This is a genomic window from Microbulbifer sp. CAU 1566 (assembly GCF_023156515.1).
In the GTDB taxonomy this organism is placed as follows: domain Bacteria; phylum Pseudomonadota; class Gammaproteobacteria; order Pseudomonadales; family Cellvibrionaceae; genus Microbulbifer.
In genome coordinates, this window is sequence record NZ_JALNMG010000001.1 from 665,002 (window position 1) to 687,342 (window position 22,341).

At 56.9% G+C, this 22,341-nt stretch carries 16 protein-coding genes; 9 read left to right on the top strand and 7 right to left on the bottom strand.

Annotated elements, in window-relative coordinates; genetic code table 11:
- Nucleotides 1-26: 26 nt before the first annotated feature.
- Nucleotides 27-785 (bottom strand): helix-turn-helix transcriptional regulator, encoded by a 759-nt coding sequence (locus tag M0G74_RS02830; RefSeq protein WP_248214116.1) that lies wholly within the window; start codon nucleotides 783-785, stop codon nucleotides 27-29.
- Nucleotides 786-1,003: 218 nt separating this feature from the next.
- Here M0G74_RS02830 and M0G74_RS02835 point away from each other — a divergent pair, with 218 nt between their 5' ends.
- The 3 genes from M0G74_RS02835 (at nucleotide 1,004) to M0G74_RS02845 (ending at nucleotide 7,789) form a co-directional block, all read left to right on the top strand.
- Nucleotides 1,004-3,097 carry a VIT and VWA domain-containing protein gene (locus M0G74_RS02835; protein ID WP_248214119.1) on the top strand — a complete coding sequence of 698 codons (2,094 nt, stop codon included), beginning with the start codon at nucleotides 1,004-1,006 and terminating at the stop codon, nucleotides 3,095-3,097.
- 129 nt (nucleotides 3,098-3,226) lie between these two features.
- On the top strand, nucleotides 3,227-4,846 hold the full coding sequence (locus M0G74_RS02840) for a DUF1254 domain-containing protein (protein WP_248214124.1): 1,620 nt from the start codon (nucleotides 3,227-3,229) through the stop codon (nucleotides 4,844-4,846).
- A 375-nt stretch (nucleotides 4,847-5,221) separates the two neighbouring features.
- A complete protein-coding gene (locus M0G74_RS02845; protein WP_248214127.1) occupies nucleotides 5,222-7,789 on the top strand; it encodes a TonB-dependent receptor in 2,568 nt (855 codons plus the stop codon).
- 111 nt (nucleotides 7,790-7,900) lie between these two features.
- On the opposite strand, the gene M0G74_RS02850 is transcribed toward M0G74_RS02845, so the two are convergent.
- The gene (locus tag M0G74_RS02850; protein ID WP_248214130.1) at nucleotides 7,901-8,665 is read right to left on the bottom strand and encodes a DTW domain-containing protein; all 765 of its coding nucleotides are present in this window, start codon (nucleotides 8,663-8,665) and stop codon (nucleotides 7,901-7,903) included.
- 93 nt (nucleotides 8,666-8,758) lie between these two features.
- Nucleotides 8,759-9,079, bottom strand: coding sequence for a multidrug efflux SMR transporter (locus M0G74_RS02855; RefSeq protein WP_248214132.1), 321 nt, complete (start codon nucleotides 9,077-9,079; stop codon nucleotides 8,759-8,761).
- Nucleotides 9,080-9,441: 362 nt separating this feature from the next.
- Between M0G74_RS02855 and M0G74_RS02860 the strand changes: the two genes are divergently transcribed.
- From M0G74_RS02860 to M0G74_RS02885, 6 genes are all read left to right on the top strand, one after another.
- Nucleotides 9,442-10,194 (top strand): OmpW family outer membrane protein, encoded by a 753-nt coding sequence (locus tag M0G74_RS02860; RefSeq protein WP_248214135.1) that lies wholly within the window; start codon nucleotides 9,442-9,444, stop codon nucleotides 10,192-10,194.
- Entirely contained in the window at nucleotides 10,184-12,538 is a 2,355-nt protein-coding gene (locus tag M0G74_RS02865; protein ID WP_248214149.1) for an autotransporter outer membrane beta-barrel domain-containing protein, read from the top strand. Before M0G74_RS02860 ends, M0G74_RS02865 begins: the two co-directional genes overlap by 11 nt.
- A gap of 175 nt (nucleotides 12,539-12,713) precedes the next feature.
- Nucleotides 12,714-13,655 (top strand): DUF1853 family protein, encoded by a 942-nt coding sequence (locus M0G74_RS02870; RefSeq protein ID WP_248214151.1) that lies wholly within the window; start codon nucleotides 12,714-12,716, stop codon nucleotides 13,653-13,655.
- A 158-nt stretch (nucleotides 13,656-13,813) separates the two neighbouring features.
- Entirely contained in the window at nucleotides 13,814-14,386 is a 573-nt protein-coding gene (locus tag M0G74_RS02875) for a MarR family transcriptional regulator (protein ID WP_248214161.1), read from the top strand.
- A 67-nt stretch (nucleotides 14,387-14,453) separates the two neighbouring features.
- A complete protein-coding gene (locus M0G74_RS02880) occupies nucleotides 14,454-15,857 on the top strand; it encodes a cytochrome ubiquinol oxidase subunit I (protein ID WP_248214165.1) in 1,404 nt (467 codons plus the stop codon).
- Complete coding sequence (locus M0G74_RS02885; RefSeq protein ID WP_248214168.1) at nucleotides 15,854-16,876, top strand: cytochrome d ubiquinol oxidase subunit II; 1,023 nt, start codon at nucleotides 15,854-15,856, stop codon at nucleotides 16,874-16,876. Before M0G74_RS02880 ends, M0G74_RS02885 begins: the two co-directional genes overlap by 4 nt.
- Before the next feature lie 75 nt (nucleotides 16,877-16,951).
- Here M0G74_RS02885 and pelA read toward each other — a convergent pair whose 3' ends face one another.
- The 4 genes from pelA to M0G74_RS02905 all read right to left on the bottom strand — a co-directional run bounded on the left by pelA (nucleotide 16,952) and on the right by M0G74_RS02905 (nucleotide 22,325).
- Nucleotides 16,952-18,148, bottom strand: a complete 1,197-nt coding sequence (gene pelA, locus M0G74_RS02890) for a pectate lyase (RefSeq protein WP_248214191.1) — start codon at nucleotides 18,146-18,148, stop codon at nucleotides 16,952-16,954.
- Between the two features lie 208 nt (nucleotides 18,149-18,356).
- Nucleotides 18,357-20,798: a matrixin family metalloprotease gene (locus M0G74_RS02895; RefSeq protein ID WP_248214195.1), complete on the bottom strand. Its 2,442-nt coding sequence runs from the start codon at nucleotides 20,796-20,798 to the stop codon at nucleotides 18,357-18,359.
- Nucleotides 20,798-21,439 (bottom strand): hypothetical protein, encoded by a 642-nt coding sequence (locus M0G74_RS02900; protein ID WP_248214198.1) that lies wholly within the window; start codon nucleotides 21,437-21,439, stop codon nucleotides 20,798-20,800. Before M0G74_RS02900 ends, M0G74_RS02895 begins: the two co-directional genes overlap by 1 nt.
- A 235-nt stretch (nucleotides 21,440-21,674) precedes the next feature.
- Nucleotides 21,675-22,325 (bottom strand): response regulator transcription factor, encoded by a 651-nt coding sequence (locus M0G74_RS02905; RefSeq protein WP_160152531.1) that lies wholly within the window; start codon nucleotides 22,323-22,325, stop codon nucleotides 21,675-21,677.
- Between the last annotated feature and the right edge of the window lie 16 nt (nucleotides 22,326-22,341).

Genomic DNA, 22,341 nt, shown 5'->3' on the forward strand with positions numbered 1-22,341 from the left:
TAAACACTTTACCGGCGGCATCGGCATTATTCGGGAAAGGTCTTTTCCCGATTGCCGCGCCGCAGGCGACTAAAATACTGCAGCTCCCAGGGGCGTAACGCCACCAACAGGCTGGAACCGTAGCGCTCGTCCAGCGCCAGCGCGCTGTCCGCATCGTGCAGTTCGTCAAACTGTTGCAGCAATCGATCCATTTTTTTCATCAGCTCGGCATTGGCCGCCCGCGATAACATGCCGGTGCGAAACACCAGTTTTTCACCAGGGCCGGAGAAACTGGAGCCGAGGAACTCTGGCTGTATTTCCTTCTGGAACAGCTGCTGGATCGGACCGTTGGGGAGCCAGCGGAATTCTTTTGCGACGATTAAGCGGTAGCGGTTGAGCGGCAGGAGTTCGATGAGTTTCAGTCGGTCGAGGCGCGCCAGTAATTGAATGCTTTCGGCTTCGCTGAGTTCGTAGGTTTCCAGAATCTGCTCGATGGTCCAGTGGTTGAGTACACACACCGCCATCAGCAACAGGCGCGGATCCACAGCAATTTCCCGCTCCTGCTCTTCACTCAGGGTGGCGATGCCGCGCCTTGCCTCTGCGGCCTTGCGCACCAGCTCGGAAAAATCCAGCCCGGCGATATGGCACAGGGATTCGAGCCGCGCAACGGATAAAGTGCCGCCGGTGAACATCCGCTTGATGCTGCTTTCCGACAGATCCAGTTGCCGGGCAATCTCCACGTAAGTAACTCCCCTCGCCTTCAGCTCGCGCTTCAGCGTCTTCATCAGTGCCTGTACCTGGCTCATTCCCCGCCCTCCTTAAAGTCCTGCACTCAAACCCTGTCCCCAAACCCTGTCCTGCAGAAGCACCAAGGTATCACCAGCTGATACTTTCTGGTCCGGTTCACGCGACTTTATCGGATTCGGGTGACCCTTGCGATCCTTTGACGATAGATTCCCCCTCGGCGCGTGCCTGGTGGCATGCAATCCCAATCAGCCCCAGTTGGCATATGGAGGAACCGACAATGCAAGGTTTATGGCGCAATACCATCGGCTGGAGTGTGTGTTTATTGTTGGGCGCGTTGGCGCCCGGGCTTGCGATGGCCGCGGGCCTGCTGACACCGGCCAACAGCAACTTGCCCCAGCTGGAGATCAAGGAGCACCACGTCAATGTGGTGATCGAGGACGGCTATGCCATCACCGAGGTGGACCAGACGTTTGCCAATCCCCACGACCGGGAACTGGAAGCCATTTACTCCTTCCCGGTTCCGGAAAAGGCCTCGGTGGGTGAATTCACCTACTGGATCGACGGCAAGCCGGTGACCGGAGAAGTCATGCGCAAACAGCAGGCGCGCGCACTGTACGAACAGGAAAAGTCCCAGGGCCGGCGCACCGCACTGACAGAACAGGATGAATACCGCAGCTTCGACAGCCGCGTTTACCCGGTATTACCGAATGACACCGTGCGTATCCGCCTGGTGTATATCCAGCCGGTACATGCGGAACTGGGTATCGGGCGCTACGTATACCCGCTGGAAGAAGGCGGTGTGGATGAGGAGCGCATGGCGTTTTTCACCTATCAGGAACACGTGCAGGAAGCGTTCAGCTTCAAATTGACCATGCGCTCCTCCTACCCCATCGACCAGTTCCTGATGCCCGCACACCCACAGGCGCAGGTACAGCGCTCCTCGGATCAGGAATGGCAGGTGTCATTCGCAAACTCCGCGGGTGCCACGGCGTTTGCCGATGTTGAGGAACAGGCGCCGACATCGATGGCTGCGACAGCGACGTCCACCGGTAGCGCCTTTACCCTGGACAAGGACATCGTCGCTTACTGGCGCCATCAGCCTGGCCTGCCCGGGGCCGTGGATATGATCAGTTACCGCCCCGAGGGCAGCGATCGCGGCACCTTTATGCTGACGCTGACACCGGGGGATGACCTGGGTGAAATATCCCAGGGTCGCGACTGGACGTTTGTACTCGACCTCTCCGGCTCCATGGCCGGGAAATATCACAGCCTGGCGGAAGGTGTGCGCAAGGGACTGGGAAAGCTGCAGCCCGGAGATCGCTTCCGCATGGTGCTGTTCAATGACCAGGCCCGCGAGCTGACCAACGGCTATGTCGCCGTCAATGACGCCAACGTGAACCACTACCTGCAGTTGCTGGAGTCGACCCAGCCTGACGGTGGCACCAACCTGTTCGCGGGCCTGAAAGCCGCGTACAACGGGCTCGATTCCGACAGACCCAGTGCGGTAATTCTGGTGACGGACGGCGTTGCCAATGTGGGTGTGGTTGCCAAGAAGGCCTTCCTGGAACTGCTCGAGCAACACGATATCCGCTTGTTCACCTTTGTGATGGGTAACAGTGCCAACCGACCTTTACTCGAAGGCATGGCGAAGGTATCCAATGGCTTTGCCATGAGTATTTCCAACAGCGATGACATCTCCGGGCGCCTGGTACAGGCGGCGGACCAGTTGCGCCATGAAGCCTACCGGGATATCTCCCTGCGCATTTCCGGCAATAAGTCCGGGATCAAGGTGCGCGATATGAGTCCCGCGCAGATCGGCTCCCTGTACCGCGGCCAGCAACTGATCGTATTCGGACACTACTGGGGCGATGGCCAGGCCAAGCTCGAGATCAACGGCAAGGTGTCCGGCCGCGAGGTGCACTACCGTTCGGACCTGAATTTCCCGGCCACCGATACCCGCAACCCGGAACTGGAGCGACTGTGGGCTTACGCCACCATTGAAGACCTGCAGAACCGCATGGATTACCTGGGCCACGATAGCGACAGCGAAGACGCCATTGTCGATCTCGCGGTGGAGCATGGACTGGTAACACCCTACACCTCGATGGTGGTGGTTGAGGAGCAGGTATTCGAACAACAGGGTATCGCCCGCAACAACAAGGCGCGCGTAGAACGGGAGAGGACTGCCCGTGAAAACCGCGCCGTAGCACCGGTTCAGGACAACCGCCAGGACAGCGCGCAACCGGCCTTTAACAGCAGCCGCTCCTATCCGCGCAGCAGCGGCGGGTCGACGGGGCCGGTTTTGATTCTGATGTTGTTCACGCTGATCCTGTTGCGCCGACGCGCGCAACGAGCAGCGGCGGGGAATTAATCTGTGAAAATAAAAACCGGGGCTTCACTGGAGTCCCGATTTTTTACGACGTTCTAAGATTCCAGCAACCGGTTAAAGGCGCACCCTGCTAGAATTTTTTCCGACAGTGCGAATTTAACCTGGTGCACCATGCAAAGACTCATCAAGCTCGTCGGTATATCTGCCGTTTTTATCCTGTTTACCGCCAACCATATCGCCACCGCTCAATCGAATGCCGCCATTCCGCCTTCAATCACCACGCCCGACAAAGTGGAGACGCGTATAGGCACGCTGGAATTTGACGACGGCATGCCCAGTAAAGAAACCCTCAACAAGGTCTACGACAACCTTGATCTCTCCTATGCGGTGCGCGCCTTTACCGACAATCTGCGCGGCGTGAGTATCTATGCGATCCGCAAGGGTCTGCGCGATATCGGCGTGAAGGATAACGAGGTGATTGTCTTTTCAGAGTTGATGGACGCGAAATCACTTTTCCTGACGGCCAATGCGGACACGGTATACGTCATCGGCGGTCTCGACCTCAGCAATGGCCCTGTGGTACTGGAGGTACCACCACAGGTTCTGGGTACGGTGCAGGACGCGTGGTTCCGCTGGGTCATCGATGTCGGCCTGCCTGGGCCCGATCGCGGCGAGGGTGGTAAATACCTGATTGTGCCACCGGGCTACGACGGCCCCCTGCCCCAGGGCGGCTTTAATATTGCGCACGCCAAAACCGTGCACGGCGCCTGGTTCGCGCGTGCCTTTCTGGAAGATGGCAAGGATCCAAAGCCCGTCGCCGAACGCATCCGCCAATTCACCAAGATCTACCCGTATAACCCGGGCGGCGTGGGTACCTCGGTGGCAGAGTTTCTCGATGGCAAGGCCAAGCTGGGAAAACTAACCAAGCCCCCCGCTACGGTATTCCATGAGGGCAGCGGTAAGGTCATGAATACGGTCCCGCCCAATGACATGTCCTACTACGAGATGCTGAACAAGATAGTGCAGGAAGAGCCCGCCACCTCGCTCGATCCCGAGCTGATGGGGCCGGTCGCTGCCATCGGTATCGTCAAGGACAAGCCGTTCGCGCCGGATGCGCGGATGAAGAAAATTCTCAACGACGCGCTGGCGATTGCCAATGCCACCTCGCGCAGTCTGCTGATGAGCCCGCGCGCGCCGTCCTGGTTCTATTACAAGAATTCCAACTGGCAGAATATGCTGTTCGACACCGGCTACGAATTCGAAACACCCATTCCCATGATAACCAGGGAAGGCATCAAGCCTTTTCCCGCTACCGGGTATCGGAAACTGGATGCGCGCCAGGCATTCTTTTATGGCGTCACCGGTATTACTCCGGCCATGGCCATGCGACTGACCGGCATCGGCTCTACCTATCTTTGGACCATGGTGGATTCTGACAACAACTATTTCGACGGCGCCAAAACCTACAAGGTGACGCTACCGAAGAATGTCCCCGCCGAGAAATTCTGGTCGTGGACCCTGTATGACACCATGAGCCGATCCATGCTCGACACGCCTCAGCGCTATCCCCGAGCCGGCAGCCAGAGCTACCCGTCACCAGCGGCGGAAGCGGCCGGCGATGGATCGATTACGGTTTATTTTGCACCCGAGCAGCCCGACGGCGTGGCACGGGGCAACTGGGTTCAAACCGTGCCCGGCAAAAGTTTTTTCCCCGTGTTGCGCCTATACAGTCCGCTGGAACCTTTCTTTAGCAAACAGTGGCAACCAAGCGAAGTCGAACGCGTTAACTAAGAAACCACAATTAACATGGGCGATAACTTTTTTGTTTTCGCCCGCATTACTTCTCTCCCACAAAAATGCACGATAGTGCCACTTACTTGCCGGTTGATTCAGGGAAAAAACCCAACGCAAAAAGATCGTGAATAATTTAATGCTGAATTTGGATATACCTTCACAGTCCATTTGATAAAGCCATTCAACAAATCTCTGCTTCTCGACAATTCACCTCATATTAATTGCCTCGCCTCCGGACCATTGATAGTGTTTTCGAGCTACTGAACGGCCTCGCCGATTCAGTCACTTAACAATAACGATGGCAAATGGACGAGCAAATTAATGAAAAAATTTATATCACGCCAAAATGTTTTATCGGGCGCCATTTTATCCGTGATCACAGCCAGCACGCCGCAAGGAGTATTTGCGGCCGATGAAAAAACCATGGAGGAAATCGCGGTCGTTGGTTCTCGCATTCAGCGCAATGCAGAATTTGAAACAGCGACGCCCATTCAGGTAATGGATCGTGAAGCCATCGAAAAATCTGGCTTTACCAACCTGCAACAGATGTTCGAGAAGAACCCGGCCGCGGGTAACGGCACCTTCTCCACCCGCGGCAATAACCAGGACTCGACCGCCAACGGCGCCGCGGCGGTCAGCCTGCGCGGTATGGGTGCCGACGCCACGCTGGTACTGGTGAATGGCAAACGGGTTGCCATCAGTGCCTTTGCCGAGAGCATCACCACCAACTTCGTCGACATCAACAGTATTCCGATCGCGGCGGTTGAGCGCGTCGAGGTATTGAAAGACGGCGCTTCGGCTATTTACGGTTCCGATGCCGTGGCCGGGGTAGTCAACCTGGTACTGCGCAAGGACTTTGAAGGGGCAGAAGTCTCCGCCGACTTCGGTGGTGCCGATGGTTACGACGAGCAGGCGGTTTCCGCGGTGTGGGGGGTGAACGGCGACGATTCAAACCTGACGCTTATTTTTGATCACCGCAGCAATTCGACCCTCGCCAGCGTCGAGCGGCGCGGGCTGGATACCGCCGACCAGTCTTTCCGCGGCGGCATGGACTTCCGCTCATCCCGCGGCTACCCGGGCCGCTTTATTGTCGATGGCGAAACCACCATCGACCCGGGCTGCCCTGCAGACAGTGCTTCCGGTCAAACCTGTGTATACGACTATGGCCCCTGGACACTGCTGACACCGAAAGCCGAGCGCACCGGTGTGCTGATGCTCGGTCACGCCCAGCTGACGGACAACATCGAGTTCTTTAGTGAGCTGACGGTACAGCACAACACCTCCATAGCACAGGGCGCGCCAACACCACTGGACGAAGCCGCCGGGCTCACCGTGCCCATCGACCACCCCAACAATCCCTTCACCGGAGCCAGCAGTATCGATGTGGGCCGCTACCGCACCGTTGATGCCGGCGCGCGCCAGTGGGATATCGAAACCGATAACCTGCGCGGTGTGTTTGGCCTGCGTGGCACTATTGCCGACTGGGACTGGGAAGCCTCGGCGCAGCGTTCGCGCAGCGAATCCACCCAGACCGGCGACCGCTCCCAGGGTTGGGTCCGCACCGACCTGCTGCAGGATGAAATTGATGCGGGTCGCTATAACCCCTTCGGCGGGGTGCAAAACCCGCAGTCGGTGATCGACGCCATTACCACCAGCCTGGTGCGCCAGGGCAAATCCGAATTGCGCGGTTTGGACTTCACCATCAGCGGTGAACTTTTTGATACCGCCAATGGCGCTATTGCCATGGCTGCGGGCCTGGAGCACCGCGAAGAAAGCGCTTCCGACATCCCCGATGATCAGTTCCAGCGCGGGCTGATTTTCGGTACCGAATCGGTATCCGCTTCCGCCAGCCGGGATATCAATTCCGCATTTGTCGAGTTTGCGATTCCCCTGCCGGCCAATCTGGATCTGACCCTGGCAGGCCGCTACGACGACTACAGCGATTTTGGCAGCACTGCTAACCCAATGGTCAATCTGTTGTGGACCGCCAGTGAACAGCTTTCTCTGCGCGCTTCCTGGGGCACCGGTTTCCGCGCGCCCTCGCTTGCGCAGATAGGCCTGGGCCCGTCGGAGGAATCCCTGTTCTTTATCGACAGCTACGGCTGTAACATCAACGACGCCTACTGTGCCAGCACCGACTACAACATCGTGTTTTCCGGCAACCCGGACCTCGATGCGGAAGAGTCGGAGTCTTATAACCTGGGGGCGGTGGTCAAGCCAATAGACGGCATGCAGCTGTCATTGGATTTCTGGAGCATCACCCAGGAAGGCAAGATCGACGAGGTGCCCTTCGGCTACCTGTACAGCCAGTTCTGTAATGATCAAAACAGTACTGTCTGTGTCCGTTCCGCGCCGCTGCCCGGCGAATCCCTCGGTTCCCTGCAGTCGATCAACAGCGGCTTTATCAATATCGGCGAGCAGACGGTCTCCGGCATTGACCTGAGCCTGGTCTACTCCGCACTGACCGTCGCCGGTGGCGATCTCGGTCTGCGCCTGGATTATTCTTACCTGTCGGAGTTTGAGCGGGTGGAACTGAATGCCGCGGGCGATGCCTTCCTGAGCCGTGAACTGGCGGGCGAGTATGAATACCCCGAGCACCGCTGGGCGGCTTCCGCCGACTGGGCCCGGGATAACTTTGCGTTCACTTTGGGGCTGAACTATATCGGTGAGTTCGAGGATACGCCGGACATTGATTTTGACGGTACCCTGGATTACGACACCAACAGATCCCGCATGGTGGATTCATTCATGACCATGAATCTGCAGGCCCGTTATACCGGCTTCGAAAATATGGTGCTGAGCCTCGGTGCAGACAATGCACTGGATGAGGAGCCACCTTTCGCCATCGGCGACGGTGACTCCGATCTCTACGGCTACGTATCCAGCCAGCACGATCCGCGCGGTCGCTTTGTTTACGGCAAGGTGACCTACAACTTCTAAACCACCGAACAAAAAGGGAGGGCCTCGGCCCTCCCTTTTTTTAAAAAAAATTCGTTAAAAACTGACTGGTTAATTAATCATTGCCACCTGATCACTGCTGCTCGGCATTGGTTATGTGCCTTTCCCACCACGGCATTTCTCCAGCAGCGCCTGCAAGGCATTATGACTCTCACCAGGCTCCGATGTCCGAAGCCCTCTGGTCGCCAGATAGTGCTGGTTAAAAATATTGAAGTAGTGCCGCAGCATATCCGCAGGTTTATCTTCACCGGCGAGAACCAGACAGCTGATCGCCGCCTCCGCGGTGGAGAAGCGATCACTCCTGCCCGAGTCGCGCACGGCGTAGGACTTCACCAGTGTTTTCGGCAGGCTCAGGCAGGGAGTACCGTCCAGCCAGCGACTCAAACCCACCATGCGGCTGCACTGCTTCCAGGTGCCATCAAGCACGATCAGTGTAATTTTTTTGGCGGTCGCGGGCAGCGATTGAACGACCTTCCGCGGGTTCTCTACTGAATCTTCACCGGGGAACACCACAAAGCACTCCCGCTGTGGGTCACGCAATAGCTCCCTGAGTTCTTCCGGTGCTTCAAGCCGGTTCCACAAATACACCCTTGTATTCGGAAACACATCAACGATCAAACGACCGGTATTGGTGGGCTTGAACAGTTCCTTGCGGTGCATGAGCAACACAAATTCTACGGAAGCCTCCTGTGACCAGCCCTGTGCGCTGTCCGCGGTCGGACGCCACTCGCACAGACAGGCAAACTCGCCCATCTGACAGTCGCGACAGCGTTTGACGCTTTTGCCTTTGGCCTGGAATGGCTTGGTGGATTTCGCGAGTTCCTGATCGCGCAGGCGGGTGTATGCGTTGGAATACATAACCATTCTTGATAAAGCCTTTGAGGTACCGCCAGGCGCAAGCTCGGCGGTTTTCTCAAATGGAGATTGAACACACTTGAAAAACGACGGATCTCAGCTGCTGGATAGTTTCAGCATTACCAGCCCCGCAACAATGAGAATTGCGGCGGTGATCCGCATGGCATTTACCGGTTCCGCCAGAAACACAATCCCGACAAGAAAAGCGCCGATAGCGCCAATACCCGTCCAGATGGTGTAGGCCGTACCGAGCGGAATACTGCGCATGGCAACAGCCAACAGCCAGAAGCTACCCAGCATGGTGACCAGAGTGATAAGAGAGGGTACTAGCCGGGTGAAGCCGTGGGATTGCTTCATGGAGAAAGCCCAAACAACTTCCAGGGCGCCGGCGACGAGAAGGTAGATCCAGGGGGACATTGACTGCTCCGTTTTCAAACAGGGCCAGGTCGTCCTCGGCATCTTTTCCCAGAGTGGGGGAGGTCGTCCTCCTCAAGTTGGCGCCACAATAACCGATGGTGGAAATTTGGGCAAGTCCACGAATGCGCGTATCAACCGCAGCGGCCAGGGGCGGGATACCCGGCCTATCTCCGGGGTCACCGATCCCCATGCAACCTCGCTACTTCCTGCTACTTTTACTGGTGATCTCGAATTTTCCGGCAGTTTTCCAAATCAATAATTGCCGCGCCATAACAAAGCTTTCGACCGATAAGGTGACTATCCAAGCATAAGCAGGGTCGCTGAGGTCAACCCGTGGCAAACGGGGTTAAACGGAGTTAACCATGAAAAAGCTCAAGTTGGCCGCAACCCTGGTTCTTTTGTTCCCTCTTTTGGCAAAAGCGCAGATTCCTGTTTCAGATGTCGACCTGACCCGCTTTTATGTCAGGGCAGGAGCCAGTTTCGTATATCCGGATGACAACAATACCACCCTGAAATATTACCTGTTGCAGGACTGGGAGCTGTACCGGACCCACTGGGAAATTGAGGACGATACCACCTGGAATGTATCGGGCGTGTGGCGCCCACTACCCTATCTCGGTCTTGAATTGCTGTATATCGGGGATTCCGATCACTCACTGCTGCTACAAAATTTTCGTGGACGGCCCGGCCGCGACAATATTCATTTCGGTCGTTTCAGTGCTTCGTCGGCCAACCTGTTCGTCAACTGGTACATGACGGATCTGGATTGCCTGGGACAACCCTACATTGGTATTGGCGTTAACTATTCCGACTTTTACGACGACGACATTTACCCGGAATTTAATCACTACCTGTTCGGCAGCGGCATGGCGACGCGACCCGCTGCGGCGTTCGGTATGACGCACTCCTGGGGCGCCAGCGCCCAGCTGGGTATCGACTGGCGCCTGGGCCGGGGTATCGCAAGTTCCTGGTTGATCAATGCCGCGATTATCTACACCGATGCCAATTCCGATACGGAAGTGACTTTCCCCACCAGCGACGGCTATGAGCGGCTCTATTCGGATTTCGAGGTCAATCCCTGGACCCTGAATCTGGGCATTACCTATGAGTTCTAAACGCAAGAATCCCGGGGCAACGCCGGCTTTTTCCACCGGGCTCTGGATTGCGATCGGGCTGGCTTCCGTAGCATTCCCTCAGGGCGTTCTGGCGGAGTGTACGCCAGGCAATATCGGCACCGAGGGGCCAGACCAGATCCTCTGTGATGCAGACAACAACGCAGAAGGCGCTGACGTCAGCAGCCTTGGCGGCAACGATACCCTGGACCTGAACGGCGGCACCATCGGCACACTGGATGCCGGCGCCGGCGACGATCAGGTCAATATCGACGGCGCCATAGTAGAAACCAACCTGCTTACCGGTGACGGGAACGATACCGTCATCATGAATAACCGAGACTCCGAAGTCGGAGGCTTCCTTGGCGGCGGTATGGATACCGGTGCCGGCAACGATCGCGTCGAAATTTACGATGGCATCGTGTTCGAGTTGCTGACGGGCGATGGCGACGACGATGTCATCCTGGACGGCGGCTTTATTTTTAATTTTCTCGACACCGGTAGTGGCGATGACTACATCTACTGGGACGAAGGCATCGTATCACTGATCAATGCCGGTGATGGCTCCGATTACCTGGAAATCGACGCCTATGCCTATGAGGGCGATGCCACTTTCGATGGCGGTGACGACCTGGATGCCGATGACGGCTATATCGATACCCTCAGGTTCAAACTCGACCACCGGATTGACGGCGGCTTATTACAAAACTGGGAACACATCATCATCAATGGCAGTTCCAAAATTGAACTGTCGGGCGCCCTTGCCGTCGGTGGCGGCACGGTAGGCCGCCAGCGGCTGGGACTGGATATTCGCTTCGGTGGTGTTCTGGCATTTACGCCCGAGAACTACACCATCTCCGGTGACGTGGTAAATGCCGGCACGCTTTGGTTGCAGGACGACCGCTTCAATACATTGAATATTGCCCAACACAGCAACGGCCGCTATGGGGACTATACCGGCCGCGATGGCCGCCTGTGGATAGACACCGAGCTGGGATCCGACAACTCACCTACCGATTTACTCAACATCGAGGGGGATGCACGCGGCCATACCTCTGTGCGCGTGTACAACCGCAATGGTACCGGCGCACAGACGAGCGGCGATGGAATACAGATCATCACCATCAGCGGTAACTCACCCCGCGATGCCTTTGCACTGGATGGTGAATACATCGGCCAGGACGGCCGGCGAGCGACGGTTGGCGGCGCCTACGGATATACCCTGCACCACGGCGGGCTGAGCGAATCCAGTATCAACGACGGCAACTGGTATCTGCGTTCAGTCTTGCCCGATCCCTTTGATGGCAGTGGCCAGTTGCTTCCCCGCTGGCAGCCCGGGGCCGTGCTTTACGAAACCTACCCCCAGGCAATCCGCCGCATGAACCAGCCCACCACCCTGCGCAAACGGGTCGGCAACCGTTTCTGGGCCGGCACCAGTTTCAAGGATCGCGGTATCTGCTGTTACGGTAATGCCGTGGAGAGGACCATCGACGGCGGCGGCTTGTGGATGCGCCTGACTTCCGAATACAACGACAATGTGCCGGACGATTCCACCACTCGCGCAGAGTGGCAGCAGGACTTCGGCCAGGTACAGGTCGGCGCCGACTTCTCATTCGACCCGGCGGTACATCGTGGCCGCTTGATACTGGGCGTTTTCGGGCAGTACGCCTATGGCAGTACCGAGCTCGACAGTTTCTTCGGTCACGGTGATATTGATACCGAAAACTTTGGTATCGGCACCACGCTCACCTGGTACGGTAGCCAGGGTAGCTACGCCGACCTGCAAATGCAGTTCAACTGGTTTGACTCAGACCTTTACTCCCACGAGCTGCATTACCTGGGTACCGGCAACGATGCGATGGGATTCAATTTTTCCGTTGAAGCCGGACACAGTTTCAAGCTGTGTGATTTCTTTTCACTCACACCTCAGGTTCAGGTCGCTTATATTGCCGAAGATATCGATGATAATTTCGACCAGTACGGCGTTACCTTTACCGATGCCGAAAACGAGGCCAGCTTTGCGCGTCTGGGACTCGCCTTTGAACAGCGCCTGAGCCAGCGTATCAATCGCAATATGTATGGCAATCTGCTGCTGGAGCGTATTGGCCTCTACGCCATCGCCAATACATTTTACTACTTTGACGATGAGACCGATGTGAATATTTCCGGGACGCGTTTGTATCAGGCCCGGGATGAATGGTGGGGGCAGGTCGGCGTGGGTGCCACCTACGACCAGTGTGGAGACCGCTGTTCCGTATACGGCGAAGTCGACTATGCCAGCAGTCTGGATAACTTCGGCGATAGTGACAGTGTGCAATTTACCATTGGTTTTCGCTTTAAATGGTAACTGACAATTAGCTGATCGCGAGTAACTAGCAGTAAGTCGCGAAAGGTATATTGACGTGAGGTAAACAGGTGAAAAATAAACAGGCAAACTGAATTTGACAAGGAGTAAGCCGGACTGAGACGAATCTCACCTTGCACCGGTTAACGGCGGGCAAAAATTTACCTATACTGGCGCCATGCACGCAGTCTCTACTCCTTCTTTGCCACAGGCGACGCCCGACCACTGGAACAATCTGCTGTGGGCGCTCCGCAGCCCCGACATCACCCAAAACACTGCGCTCCCCTGGTTACCGGAATCTCGCCGCCAACGCCTCCACGATTACTTTTCTACGGCGGGTTCGCGGAAATATTTACGCCCGCTTCTACTGCAATCCATCGAAGCCAACGCTAGCCGACGGCTGGGTATCTACTTCGAAAACCTGTTTGCGTTCGCCTTCGAGTATCACCCGGACTACGCCCTGATCGCCCGCAACCTGCCCCTGCGCAATCAGGGAAAAACACTGGGCGAACTGGATTTTGTGGTGCACCACCTGCCTGAAGACACGATTGAGCACTGGGAGCTGGCGGTAAAATTTTACCTGCAGGTGGGCGACCTGTGGGTGGGACCCGGACTAAAGGATCGGCTGGACATCAAGCTGAGCCACACCTGCGATCACCAGCTGCCCATCATTCACCACTCGACTGCTCAGGCACAGTTGCAGGCAGAGGGCATTCATATCCAGCGACAGTGGACTCTTATGCCCGGTCGCTTGTTTCGCGCCCTGCCCCCGGCTGGCCAGCAACGTCAAGCAGCAGCGACCTCCGCTGGCGACTACTGGTGGGCGAATCTGACAACCTTCCTCACCACCTTTGCCGGAACACAGTGGCACTGGCACCAGTTGCCAAAGCCCTGCTGGCTGGCGCCACTTGGTTCTAGCCAGGGCACCCCGGAGCAGGCCCTGACCGCAGGAGCGAGGGGTGACCACAGCGACGAAGTCCGGACCCTGCTACAAGCCCGAGGACCAATATGTATTGCTGCCAGCGATCACAGTGGCGAATTGAGCCGCGGCTTTCTGGTTCCCGACGACTGGTATAGTCGTGCCTGTCAGGGAGCGCATTTGCCCCCATCCGGCGCCTGAACACCTCAGCATTTGGCCAACATCCGGCCAACATCTGGCTCGCACCTGAATCCAATCTCGCGAGCGCTAGCACCCATACAGCTCTCCATACTTGACACCGGTCAAATAGCATTTACAATTTTCAGAAATTTCTGAAAGTTAAGAAAAGACCATAAAGAATGAAACTCACCAATCAGGCACAGGCGTTTGTGCTGCACTTCGGCGAGATGGGCAGCCGCTGGGGGTTCAACCGTACCGTGGGCCAGATGTTTGCCCTGCTGACGATCCACAACGAACCGGTGAATGCCGACCAGCTGGCGGAGGCGCTGAAGATCAGTCGCGGCAATGTGAGCATGGGCCTGAAGGAGCTGCAGGCGTGGCGTTTGATCGAACTGCACCACCAGCCCGGTGACCGCAAGGACTACTTCACCGCTGCCGGCTCCATCTGGGACCTGGCGCGCACCGTGTTTGAAGAGCGCCGCAAGCGCGAGCTGGATCCCACCCTCACCCTGCTGCGCCAGCTGTTACTGAACGATCCCCGGGATGAACAGGAAGCCGCAGCCCAGGAGAAAATCCAGGAGGTCTACAGCCTGCTGGAAATGCTCGACCAGTTTGCCAATACCCTCAGCAAGCTGGATGAAAAAGACCTGCTCAAGCTGATGAAACTGGGCTCCGGCCTCAGTAAATTGCTGGAACTCAAATCCAGGGCGGGCAGTGCCATCAAAAAGGAAACCAAGACCGGAAAAAAATAGTTTGTAACAGGAAGTAGGCCGCTTCAGCACATTCCTTCCGGAGCGGCACGTTTTAACCGAGGTGCTCATGCTGGATACACTGATCCTGTCGCGCATACAGTTCGCGGCCAACATCAGCTTTCATATTCTCTTCCCCACCATCACCATTGCGCTCTGCTGGATTCTGTTCTTTTTCAAATTGCGCTTTGATCGCACCGGAAACCCGGTGTGGATGCGAGCCTACCGCTACTGGGTAAAAGTATTTGCCCTGACGTTTGCGCTTGGCGTGGTGAGCGGGCTCACCATGTCATTCCAGTTCGGCACCAACTGGCCCGGTTTTATGGAAAAGGTGGGCAATATTGCCGGTCCACTGCTGGGCTATGAGGTGCTCACGGCGTTTTTCCTCGAAGCCACCTTCCTCGGCATCATGCTGTTCGGGATGAATCGGGTTTCCAGCCGCATGCACACCCTGTCCGCATTGATTGTGGCCGTCGGCACCACTCTCTCCGCCTTCTGGATTCTCGCGCTCAATTCCTGGATGCAGACACCGGCGGGCTACGAAATACGCGACGGCGTGGTACACGCCAGCAACTGGCTGGAAATCATTTTTAACCCATCTTTCCCCTACCGTTTTACCCATATGTTGCTGGCGTCCGGACTGACCGCGGCATTCTTTGTAGCCGGGCTATCCGCCTACCGGATACTGAAAGGCGACCACAAACAGGCGCCGCGCCTGGCACTGAAAACCGGCCTGGTACTGGCGGCCATCCTGGCACCGGTACAGGCGTTTGTGGGCGACCTGCATGGGCTCAACACTTTCGAGCACCAGCCGCAGAAAATCGCCGCAATGGAAGGCGTATGGGAAACGGAACAGGGCGCGCCGCTGCTGCTGTTTGCGATTCCGGATGAAGCGCAGAAAACCAATCACCTGAGCGTCGGCATTCCCAATATGGCGAGCCTGATTCTCACCCACAAAACCGACGGCACCATCCGCGGGCTCAACGAGTTCGAAGGTAACCACCCTCCGGTCAAGCCGCTGTTTTTCGGCTTCCGCATCATGGTTGGCATGGGTCTACTAATGCTGGCGGTAGCCTGGACCGGCTGCTTCCTGCTCCATCGTCGCAAGGAGTTGCCACCGTGGATGCTGAAACTGCTCGTAGGCATGACATTTTCCGGCTGGGTAGCAACGCTGGCGGGCTGGTATGTCACCGAGGTGGGGCGCCAGCCCTGGCTGGTGACCGGTGTATTGCGCACGGCGGACGCGGTCACTCCGGTGGCAGCGTCCAATGTGGGGCTGTCACTGGCGCTTTATCTGGTCACCTATGTGGTGCTGATGTGGGCCTATATCCACACCCTGAAAGTGATGGCACTGAAGTCGGTGAAAGTGGAAGAGTTTGAAACCACCGAGCCCGCCGCATATGGCAGCCTCACCAACCTGCCCGACAACACATCCAGCGAATACGGCTACGACGCTCAGGGAGGTAACCAATGAGCAGTTTTGCAGAAATGGCCAATGGCGACTGGCTGCCGGTCGTCTTTATCGGCCTGATGGGGCTGGCAGTCATCGTCTATGCCATCCTCGACGGCTACGACCTCGGCGTGGGTATCCTGCTGCCCATGGACGCGGCCGATGAGCGGCAGCGGGATACCATGATTGCCTCCATCGGCCCCTTCTGGGATGCCAACGAAACCTGGCTGGTGCTGGCCATCGGCCTGCTGCTGATCGCCTTTCCGGTGGCCCACAGTATTGTGCTGACCAACCTGTATCTTCCCGCGGCCATCATGCTAATCGGGCTGATCATGCGCGGGGTGGCCTTCGACTTTCGTGCCAAGGCGGCGGTGGATCACAAGCTGGCGTGGGACCGTACTTTCAAACTGGGCTCACTGCTCACCAGCCTGACCCAGGGTTATATGCTCGGCCAATACGTGATGGGATTTGATTCCAGCTGGCCGGCGCAGGTGTTCTGCGCGCTGAGCGCCGTGGGCGTCACAGCCGCTTATACCTATATCGGCGGCGCCTGGCTGATCATGAAAACCGAAGACGCACTACAGGGCCGGGCAATCCGCTGGACACGCCGGGCCGGCCGCGCGGCGTTTGTGGGTGTGGTTGCGGTTTCCGCGGTCAACCCGTTGGTCAACCCCGGTGTGTTCGACCGCTGGTTTACCTTTCCGCTGGTGATGTTTGTGTTGCTGGTGCCGATACTGTGTTTCTTCGCTTTTGCTGCCAACGAGATATTGCTACGGCGCCTGCCAAAGGTGGACGACCGCCACTGCTGGATTCCGTTCGTGAATGTGCTGCTGGTATTTTTACTGTGCTTTGCCGGCCTCGCCTTCAGCTTTTACCCGGAAATTGTTCCCGGCCAGCTGACCATCTGGGAAGCCGCCAGCGCGCGCGAGTCACTGCAATTCATTCTGGTGGGTGCGGTGATCGTAGTGCCGGTCATTCTGCTGTACACCGCGCTGTCGTACCGGGTATTTCGCGGCAAGGCCACAGAGCTGCACTATCATTAACAACGTCGTTTAAAACAAAAAAAGCCCGCACTGTATTCATCAGCGCGGGCTTTTTAATTCAGCAAAACCGGTCGATCACGATTTCCATTTGCGGTATTCCTTCAGCGCCTTGTAGGGGCGCTCGGTATACCAGCCGTAACCCGCGCGGCGCTCCGCCGACACCTTGTCTATCTCGAAATACACCTTGCCGTCGCGATCACCGAATACCGGGCGATCGCTGTCGATATCGTAAAACCGTGCCCACAGCGGGTCGGCATCTTCCTGCGGTAGCAGCGCGGGTAATTGATCACCGCGACGGTAGCGCAGGCCGTCGATCTGGTGTTTTTCAAACCAGTTATTCGCACGTTCAATGGCCCTGCGGATATTTTCCGGCGGGTTTTTCAGGGTCATCAGGAACAGCATCAGGTCGGCACTTTCACTGGTGGCCAGCGCCACCGGCTCAAAGGCACGGGCGGCTGTCGGCTCCAGGGTTTTCGCATTGTGCTGGGCGCCCCAGATGGTGGGTTCGCCATCGATCTCCACCTGTGTGGCAACCAGCATATCCAGTGCTTTCTGCAGGCTGTGTTTTGCCTGTGTTTTCAGCTCGTCCGCGAGAAAATTCAGTCGCTCGTCACCTTCGGCCGCCGCAGCCACCACTTTCAACAGGTTGGCAATAGCGTCGTCATTGAAGGTAATGTCATCGTGGTATTTACCGCGCAGGGGAAAGGTCTGTGGCCAGCCGCCATTGGGATACTGGGCCAGCAAGATATAGCGCAGTGCACGGCTGGCGGAATCGCAGAAGCGATCAAGCTGATGCGCATTACAAGCATTCACCATCACCCAGAACTGGGTAGTGGTGGCGTAGTTATCAAATGTGGGAACGTAACTTGTTTCGGTACCAAAATGCTGGCCGGGTTTCCGGGGCAACTGCATATCCGTGCGTTTTGACCAACCGCCGGACGGCGTCTGGAAAGTGAGCAGGCTGTCCGCCAGGGCCTTGCCTTCTGCACTGGCGATATAGTCGCGGTCGTAAAGCGCTTTTTTGACATCGAAGCCAAACAGCTTGTGCTTGGTGGGCTTGGTGCTTTTTTTCTGCCCGATGGACTCCAGCTCCGCTTGCAGCGCCTTTTCATCCAGTGACCGGAAGTGATCTGAGAGTAGCTGGTATTCCTGCATCGATGTTGCCGGCTGCAGCCCGTCTTTCGCATCTTCTTGCGCGCTGGAATCACCGGAACAGCCCCCAAGTACCACCAGCGAGGCCATAACAGCATACAGGCATTGGCGAAATTTCATACTAAACCCTGTCAGGCAGATTTATTATTTGGTCATACCAAACCGATGCTATCAGAGTCTCTCCGCCGGTGGAACCCGCTCCCCCCACTGCCCATTCAGGGCTGCCCCCATAAACAAAAAACCCCGGCGCAAGGCCGGGGAAAGCAACAATGACGGCTGTTAACCTAGGGCTATTAACCTGGGGCTGTTAACCAAGGGTTGCTAACGATCAATCAAGGAATTCACAACGTCCTACTTGGGCACCCGCGGCAACCGCATCCCGCAGGCCGCCAGGGAAACCGGTCTGCTGGGTCACGCCACCGTTGCACACGTGGACCTGGCTCAAGTCAATGTGCCAGGAGAAGGAAGCACCCGCGAGGCCACCGGCAATTTCCTTACCGGAAGCACTGATGGAGATGGGGTTGTCCAGCGGCAGCTTGTCCATTTCCACCACGCCCTGTTTTTTCAGGAAGTCGGCGAAGTGCATCCAGCCGATACCTTCGACCCAGAGACCGCCGGCCAGGCCGAGGAAGAAGCTACCGGCGCGACCGACCATGACAGTGCCGTCATCGCTCATGTCAAACACGGTCAGGGGTACCGAACCCACCGCTTGCGTGATGGCATCTTCGCCGAGGAGTGCGCAGAAATCCCGCCCAAGATAGTTGTACGGCATATCGTGACACCAACGCAGGGATCCGACATTGGTCACCGCGTCTGAGCCCAGGCCCTTCTGCGGGTTCCACACCTGGACGCCGTTCCGCGTCGACAGCGCGACCTTTGTGCCATCGTAGCTAGCCGCATAGGTCTCGTAAGCACCGTAGGCGGTGCCCAGATCCAGCAGCGAGCCACCGTTCACCCAGGCCACGGCTTTGCTGTGCGAGTTGCTGCCGAGAACAACGTTGCCGTTACCGGAGATAGCGTGCGCGCGCACAAACTGGGTTTTACTCTTATCCAGCGCGGAAGTGTCCAGCTCCTGCATGCCGTCCTTCTCGGTCCACACCCAGGGCACGATCTCGCCCTTGAAGGAGCCCTGGCACACACCGTCGCCGTCAGTATCCTTGTAGGCGAGACCGATGGCAGTTTTACCCGCGTCATCCATGTCCCAGCCACTCGCGGCGGTCACACCGGTTGAGCCGCCACCGCCGCAGCTGTTGCCATTCAGGTCACCCAGGGCAATGTCGCCTTTCGCGCTCCAGATCACCGGCTCCTGAATGCCATTGCCGTTGATGTCTTTATGCACCAGCATTTTCTGTCCGTTACGGCTCATGGCGCCATTGGCCGGAACATATTCCGGCGGCAACACCATAAAGCCGCGATCGGGGTACCACATGAATGCGGTGGAACCCACTTCACCGGCAGCGACCTTGCCGCTCTTGGACATATCACGGATAAATGCAGCCACCACCGGGGTCACCTGCACACCATCTTCAAAGCCGTTGAAATAGAAATCCGCTTCTTTGGTGACACCGGCCTCGGCAACAATCAGCGTTGCCTCACAGGCGTCATCGCTCAGCGGATCGCTGCTCTCGGCAAGGTTCCAGTATTCACCAACGGAAGCCAGGCGCTGCGGTGTAGTGGGATAGCCACCGGCAACAATTTCTTCCAGGTAGAGTACGTAGGATTCACCGGGGGTCAGATTGCGGATGGTAAAGCGGCCGTCGGGACCAATCTTGCCCTGGGTGGCGGAACCAGTCATATCCGACACGGCGTCGAACATGGGATTGTTGACGTTGCGCGCAATCACGTTGATGCCGCTGTATTCGGTCACGCCGTCTTTCAGGCGCAACACACCGGTAATGGTGCCGGTGGTGGAGGCGTAATCCGCGGTCGGGTAAATATTGGAAATTGCCGCGCGGTCATCCGGGTGGTCCACGGTGCTCTGTTCCACACCCGCCTGGCCGCTGTGGTCGATAAACGGGAACATGGTTTCAATAATGGCTGGGTTCGCATTATTCGCCCCGTAAGCCGACGGGTAATCGTAGCGGTGCACTGCCTCCACACCACAACCTTCAATGCCCGGATAATTCGGTGCGTAGGTGTAGCTCATATACGCCATGGAACCGTTGACCTGGCTATGAGACAGGTTGATGGCGTGGCCGAATTCATGGGTAAACACACCGGCAACCTGGTTGCCCTCGGTATCGTGTTCCCACACATTCCAACCATTCATCACCGCGGTGGCTTCAATAATATTGTTGTCTTCGTCCGCCCATTCCGGGAAGGCGATACCCAATACGGATTCTTTTGGCACCCCGAAATATTCTTCCAGGATGGAGCCGTCGGTATCGTAGAGCACCCAGAAACCGTAACCGTTTTCCTTGTTATAAATCTCGGCGGCATTTTCGCCGGTAACATCGGCGATACCGGTCATTTCCTCGATGGTGCCGCTGATTTCTGCGGAAAAAGTCGAAGTGGGTACATCACTCCAGTTGGCAAAGGCGTGTGCGGTAATTTCGTTGGCGCGCTGAATAGTCAGAAACGGGGTTTCGCCATCGTAATCAAAGGTAAATGCCTCACCGCCATCGGTGTAAACCGGGATGGTGCCCTTGCTGGTATCCCACTTCAGTGGTTGCGGGTTGTCACCATCGGTGGTGTAAAGGGGGCCACCCGCGTGCACGGCATTGGCGGCAACGGCGAGACCGATGGCCATGGTCAATTTTGAAATTTTCATTATTTCATCTCCCCTTTGGCAATCCAGTTTTCCGCGACGGCGCGGCCAACAAGGTCCATAAATGCCGTCGCATTAACGGCACCGGGAGCGGTAATCATGTTTTGCTGTTCGGCGCTCAGCAATTGCTGGTTAATTTCAACACCATCGAACATGCCAGCGTTATTGAATTGATTGACGAGGGTGCCGTTAATCATTTTCAGCTTACCCTGGGCCATACCCGCGGTGGTTTGCAGACCGGTGCGGCCGGCTTTTTTGTACATGAACGCAACCACGTACTCGTCCTTGTGCCAGCGCGGAAAGCCTTCCGGGGCGATAGCCAGCATCTGGTGGCCATTGGCGGAGGTGCGCGGCTTCAGCAGGCCGAACTGACGGAAGGTGTAATTTTCGCCCTCTTTTACTTTGCCCTTGGCCACGGAGCCCACAGCGATGGTGACCTCAGTGTAAGGCACACCTGCGGCATCAAGGCCATCGGTCACGTCGGTAACCGTACCCGCAACAATGGACTCAGCGCTCTGAATCAACTGGGTAAGGTTCTGGGTTTTGAGTTTGGTGGCATGTGCCATTGGCACTGACAGCATCACCAGAAGTGCCGCCGCCAGTTTGGCTACGGGCATGCGGTACTGGAGAAGTTTTCTCAACACTTTGCATTCCTCTCGTTGTTGTTGATCGGTGGTCGATAAGGAGAGTCGATGCAGTTTCACGCTTCGACCCGGCCAATAAATTGACCCATCAAACTTAATGAGAGCGCTCGATTACGGGATATAGGGGAAACCCCGATATTCGAGTTAGTGTGAAGTGGTTGTCATATTGGAATAGCACCAAGAAAAAAATTGGTGCACATAACTGTCGCCAAAAAAGTCATGGCACCAGAATGGGTCAGGGTTCGGCAGAAATCATTCCCACCCGAATGGCAAAGCGTACCAACCCGGGGACATGGTGAATCCCGAGCCGCTCCATCAATTGCGCGCGATGGGCCTCTACGGTTTTTACACTGACATTGAGATTGGTGGCAATTTCCCGCGGTCCGCAACCCTCGGCAATCAGCTGTAATATCTGCCGCTGGCGCGGGGTCAGAATTTCCTGCGCAGAGTGCCCGTTTGGCACACCCTGCACAAAACGCTGCACGGTTTCACTGTCGATGGCAGAACAGAGGTAGTCGCGACCACTGCACACCGCCTGCAGCGCCGCCGCCAGTTCATCGAAGGCAGAGTCTTTCAACAGATAACCGGACGCTCCCGAGCCCAGGGCGCGCGCAACATATTCCGGCCCGGCATGCATCGACAGCATCAGTACCCGGAGGTCCGGATGGGACTGGCCCAGCTGCTGTACCACTTCCAGCCCGTTCAATCCGGGCAGCGAAATATCCAGTAACAACAGATCCGGTTCCTCGCGGTGCACCAGTTCCACGGCTTCGAGGCCGTTGCCGCATTCACCAATCACCTCGAAACCTTCGAGCTCATCCAGCAACGCGCGAATTCCTGCGCGCATCAATGAATGGTCATCCACCAGCAGTATGCGTTTTGTCATTTTTATTCCCGCATAA

What these genes read in the sequence shown, in the direction of transcription:
- M0G74_RS02830 (WP_248214116.1), bottom strand. Translation starts at nt 785, where the DNA reads ATGAGCCAGGTACAGGCACTGATGAAGACGCTGAAGCGCGAGCTGAAG.
- M0G74_RS02835 (WP_248214119.1), top strand. Translation starts at nt 1,004, where the DNA reads ATGCAAGGTTTATGGCGCAATACCATCGGCTGGAGTGTGTGTTTATTG.
- M0G74_RS02840 (WP_248214124.1), top strand. Translation starts at nt 3,227, where the DNA reads ATGCAAAGACTCATCAAGCTCGTCGGTATATCTGCCGTTTTTATCCTG.
- M0G74_RS02850 (WP_248214130.1), bottom strand. Translation starts at nt 8,665, where the DNA reads ATGTATTCCAACGCATACACCCGCCTGCGCGATCAGGAACTCGCGAAA.
- M0G74_RS02855 (WP_248214132.1), bottom strand. Translation starts at nt 9,079, where the DNA reads ATGTCCCCCTGGATCTACCTTCTCGTCGCCGGCGCCCTGGAAGTTGTT.
- M0G74_RS02860 (WP_248214135.1), top strand. Translation starts at nt 9,442, where the DNA reads ATGAAAAAGCTCAAGTTGGCCGCAACCCTGGTTCTTTTGTTCCCTCTT.
- M0G74_RS02865 (WP_248214149.1), top strand. Translation starts at nt 10,184, where the DNA reads ATGAGTTCTAAACGCAAGAATCCCGGGGCAACGCCGGCTTTTTCCACC.
- M0G74_RS02870 (WP_248214151.1), top strand. Translation starts at nt 12,714, where the DNA reads ATGCACGCAGTCTCTACTCCTTCTTTGCCACAGGCGACGCCCGACCAC.
- M0G74_RS02875 (WP_248214161.1), top strand. Translation starts at nt 13,814, where the DNA reads ATGAAACTCACCAATCAGGCACAGGCGTTTGTGCTGCACTTCGGCGAG.
- M0G74_RS02880 (WP_248214165.1), top strand. Translation starts at nt 14,454, where the DNA reads ATGCTGGATACACTGATCCTGTCGCGCATACAGTTCGCGGCCAACATC.
- M0G74_RS02885 (WP_248214168.1), top strand. Translation starts at nt 15,854, where the DNA reads ATGAGCAGTTTTGCAGAAATGGCCAATGGCGACTGGCTGCCGGTCGTC.
- pelA (WP_248214191.1), bottom strand. Translation starts at nt 18,148, where the DNA reads ATGAAATTTCGCCAATGCCTGTATGCTGTTATGGCCTCGCTGGTGGTA.
- M0G74_RS02895 (WP_248214195.1), bottom strand. Translation starts at nt 20,798, where the DNA reads ATGAAAATTTCAAAATTGACCATGGCCATCGGTCTCGCCGTTGCCGCC.
- M0G74_RS02905 (WP_160152531.1), bottom strand. Translation starts at nt 22,325, where the DNA reads ATGACAAAACGCATACTGCTGGTGGATGACCATTCATTGATGCGCGCA.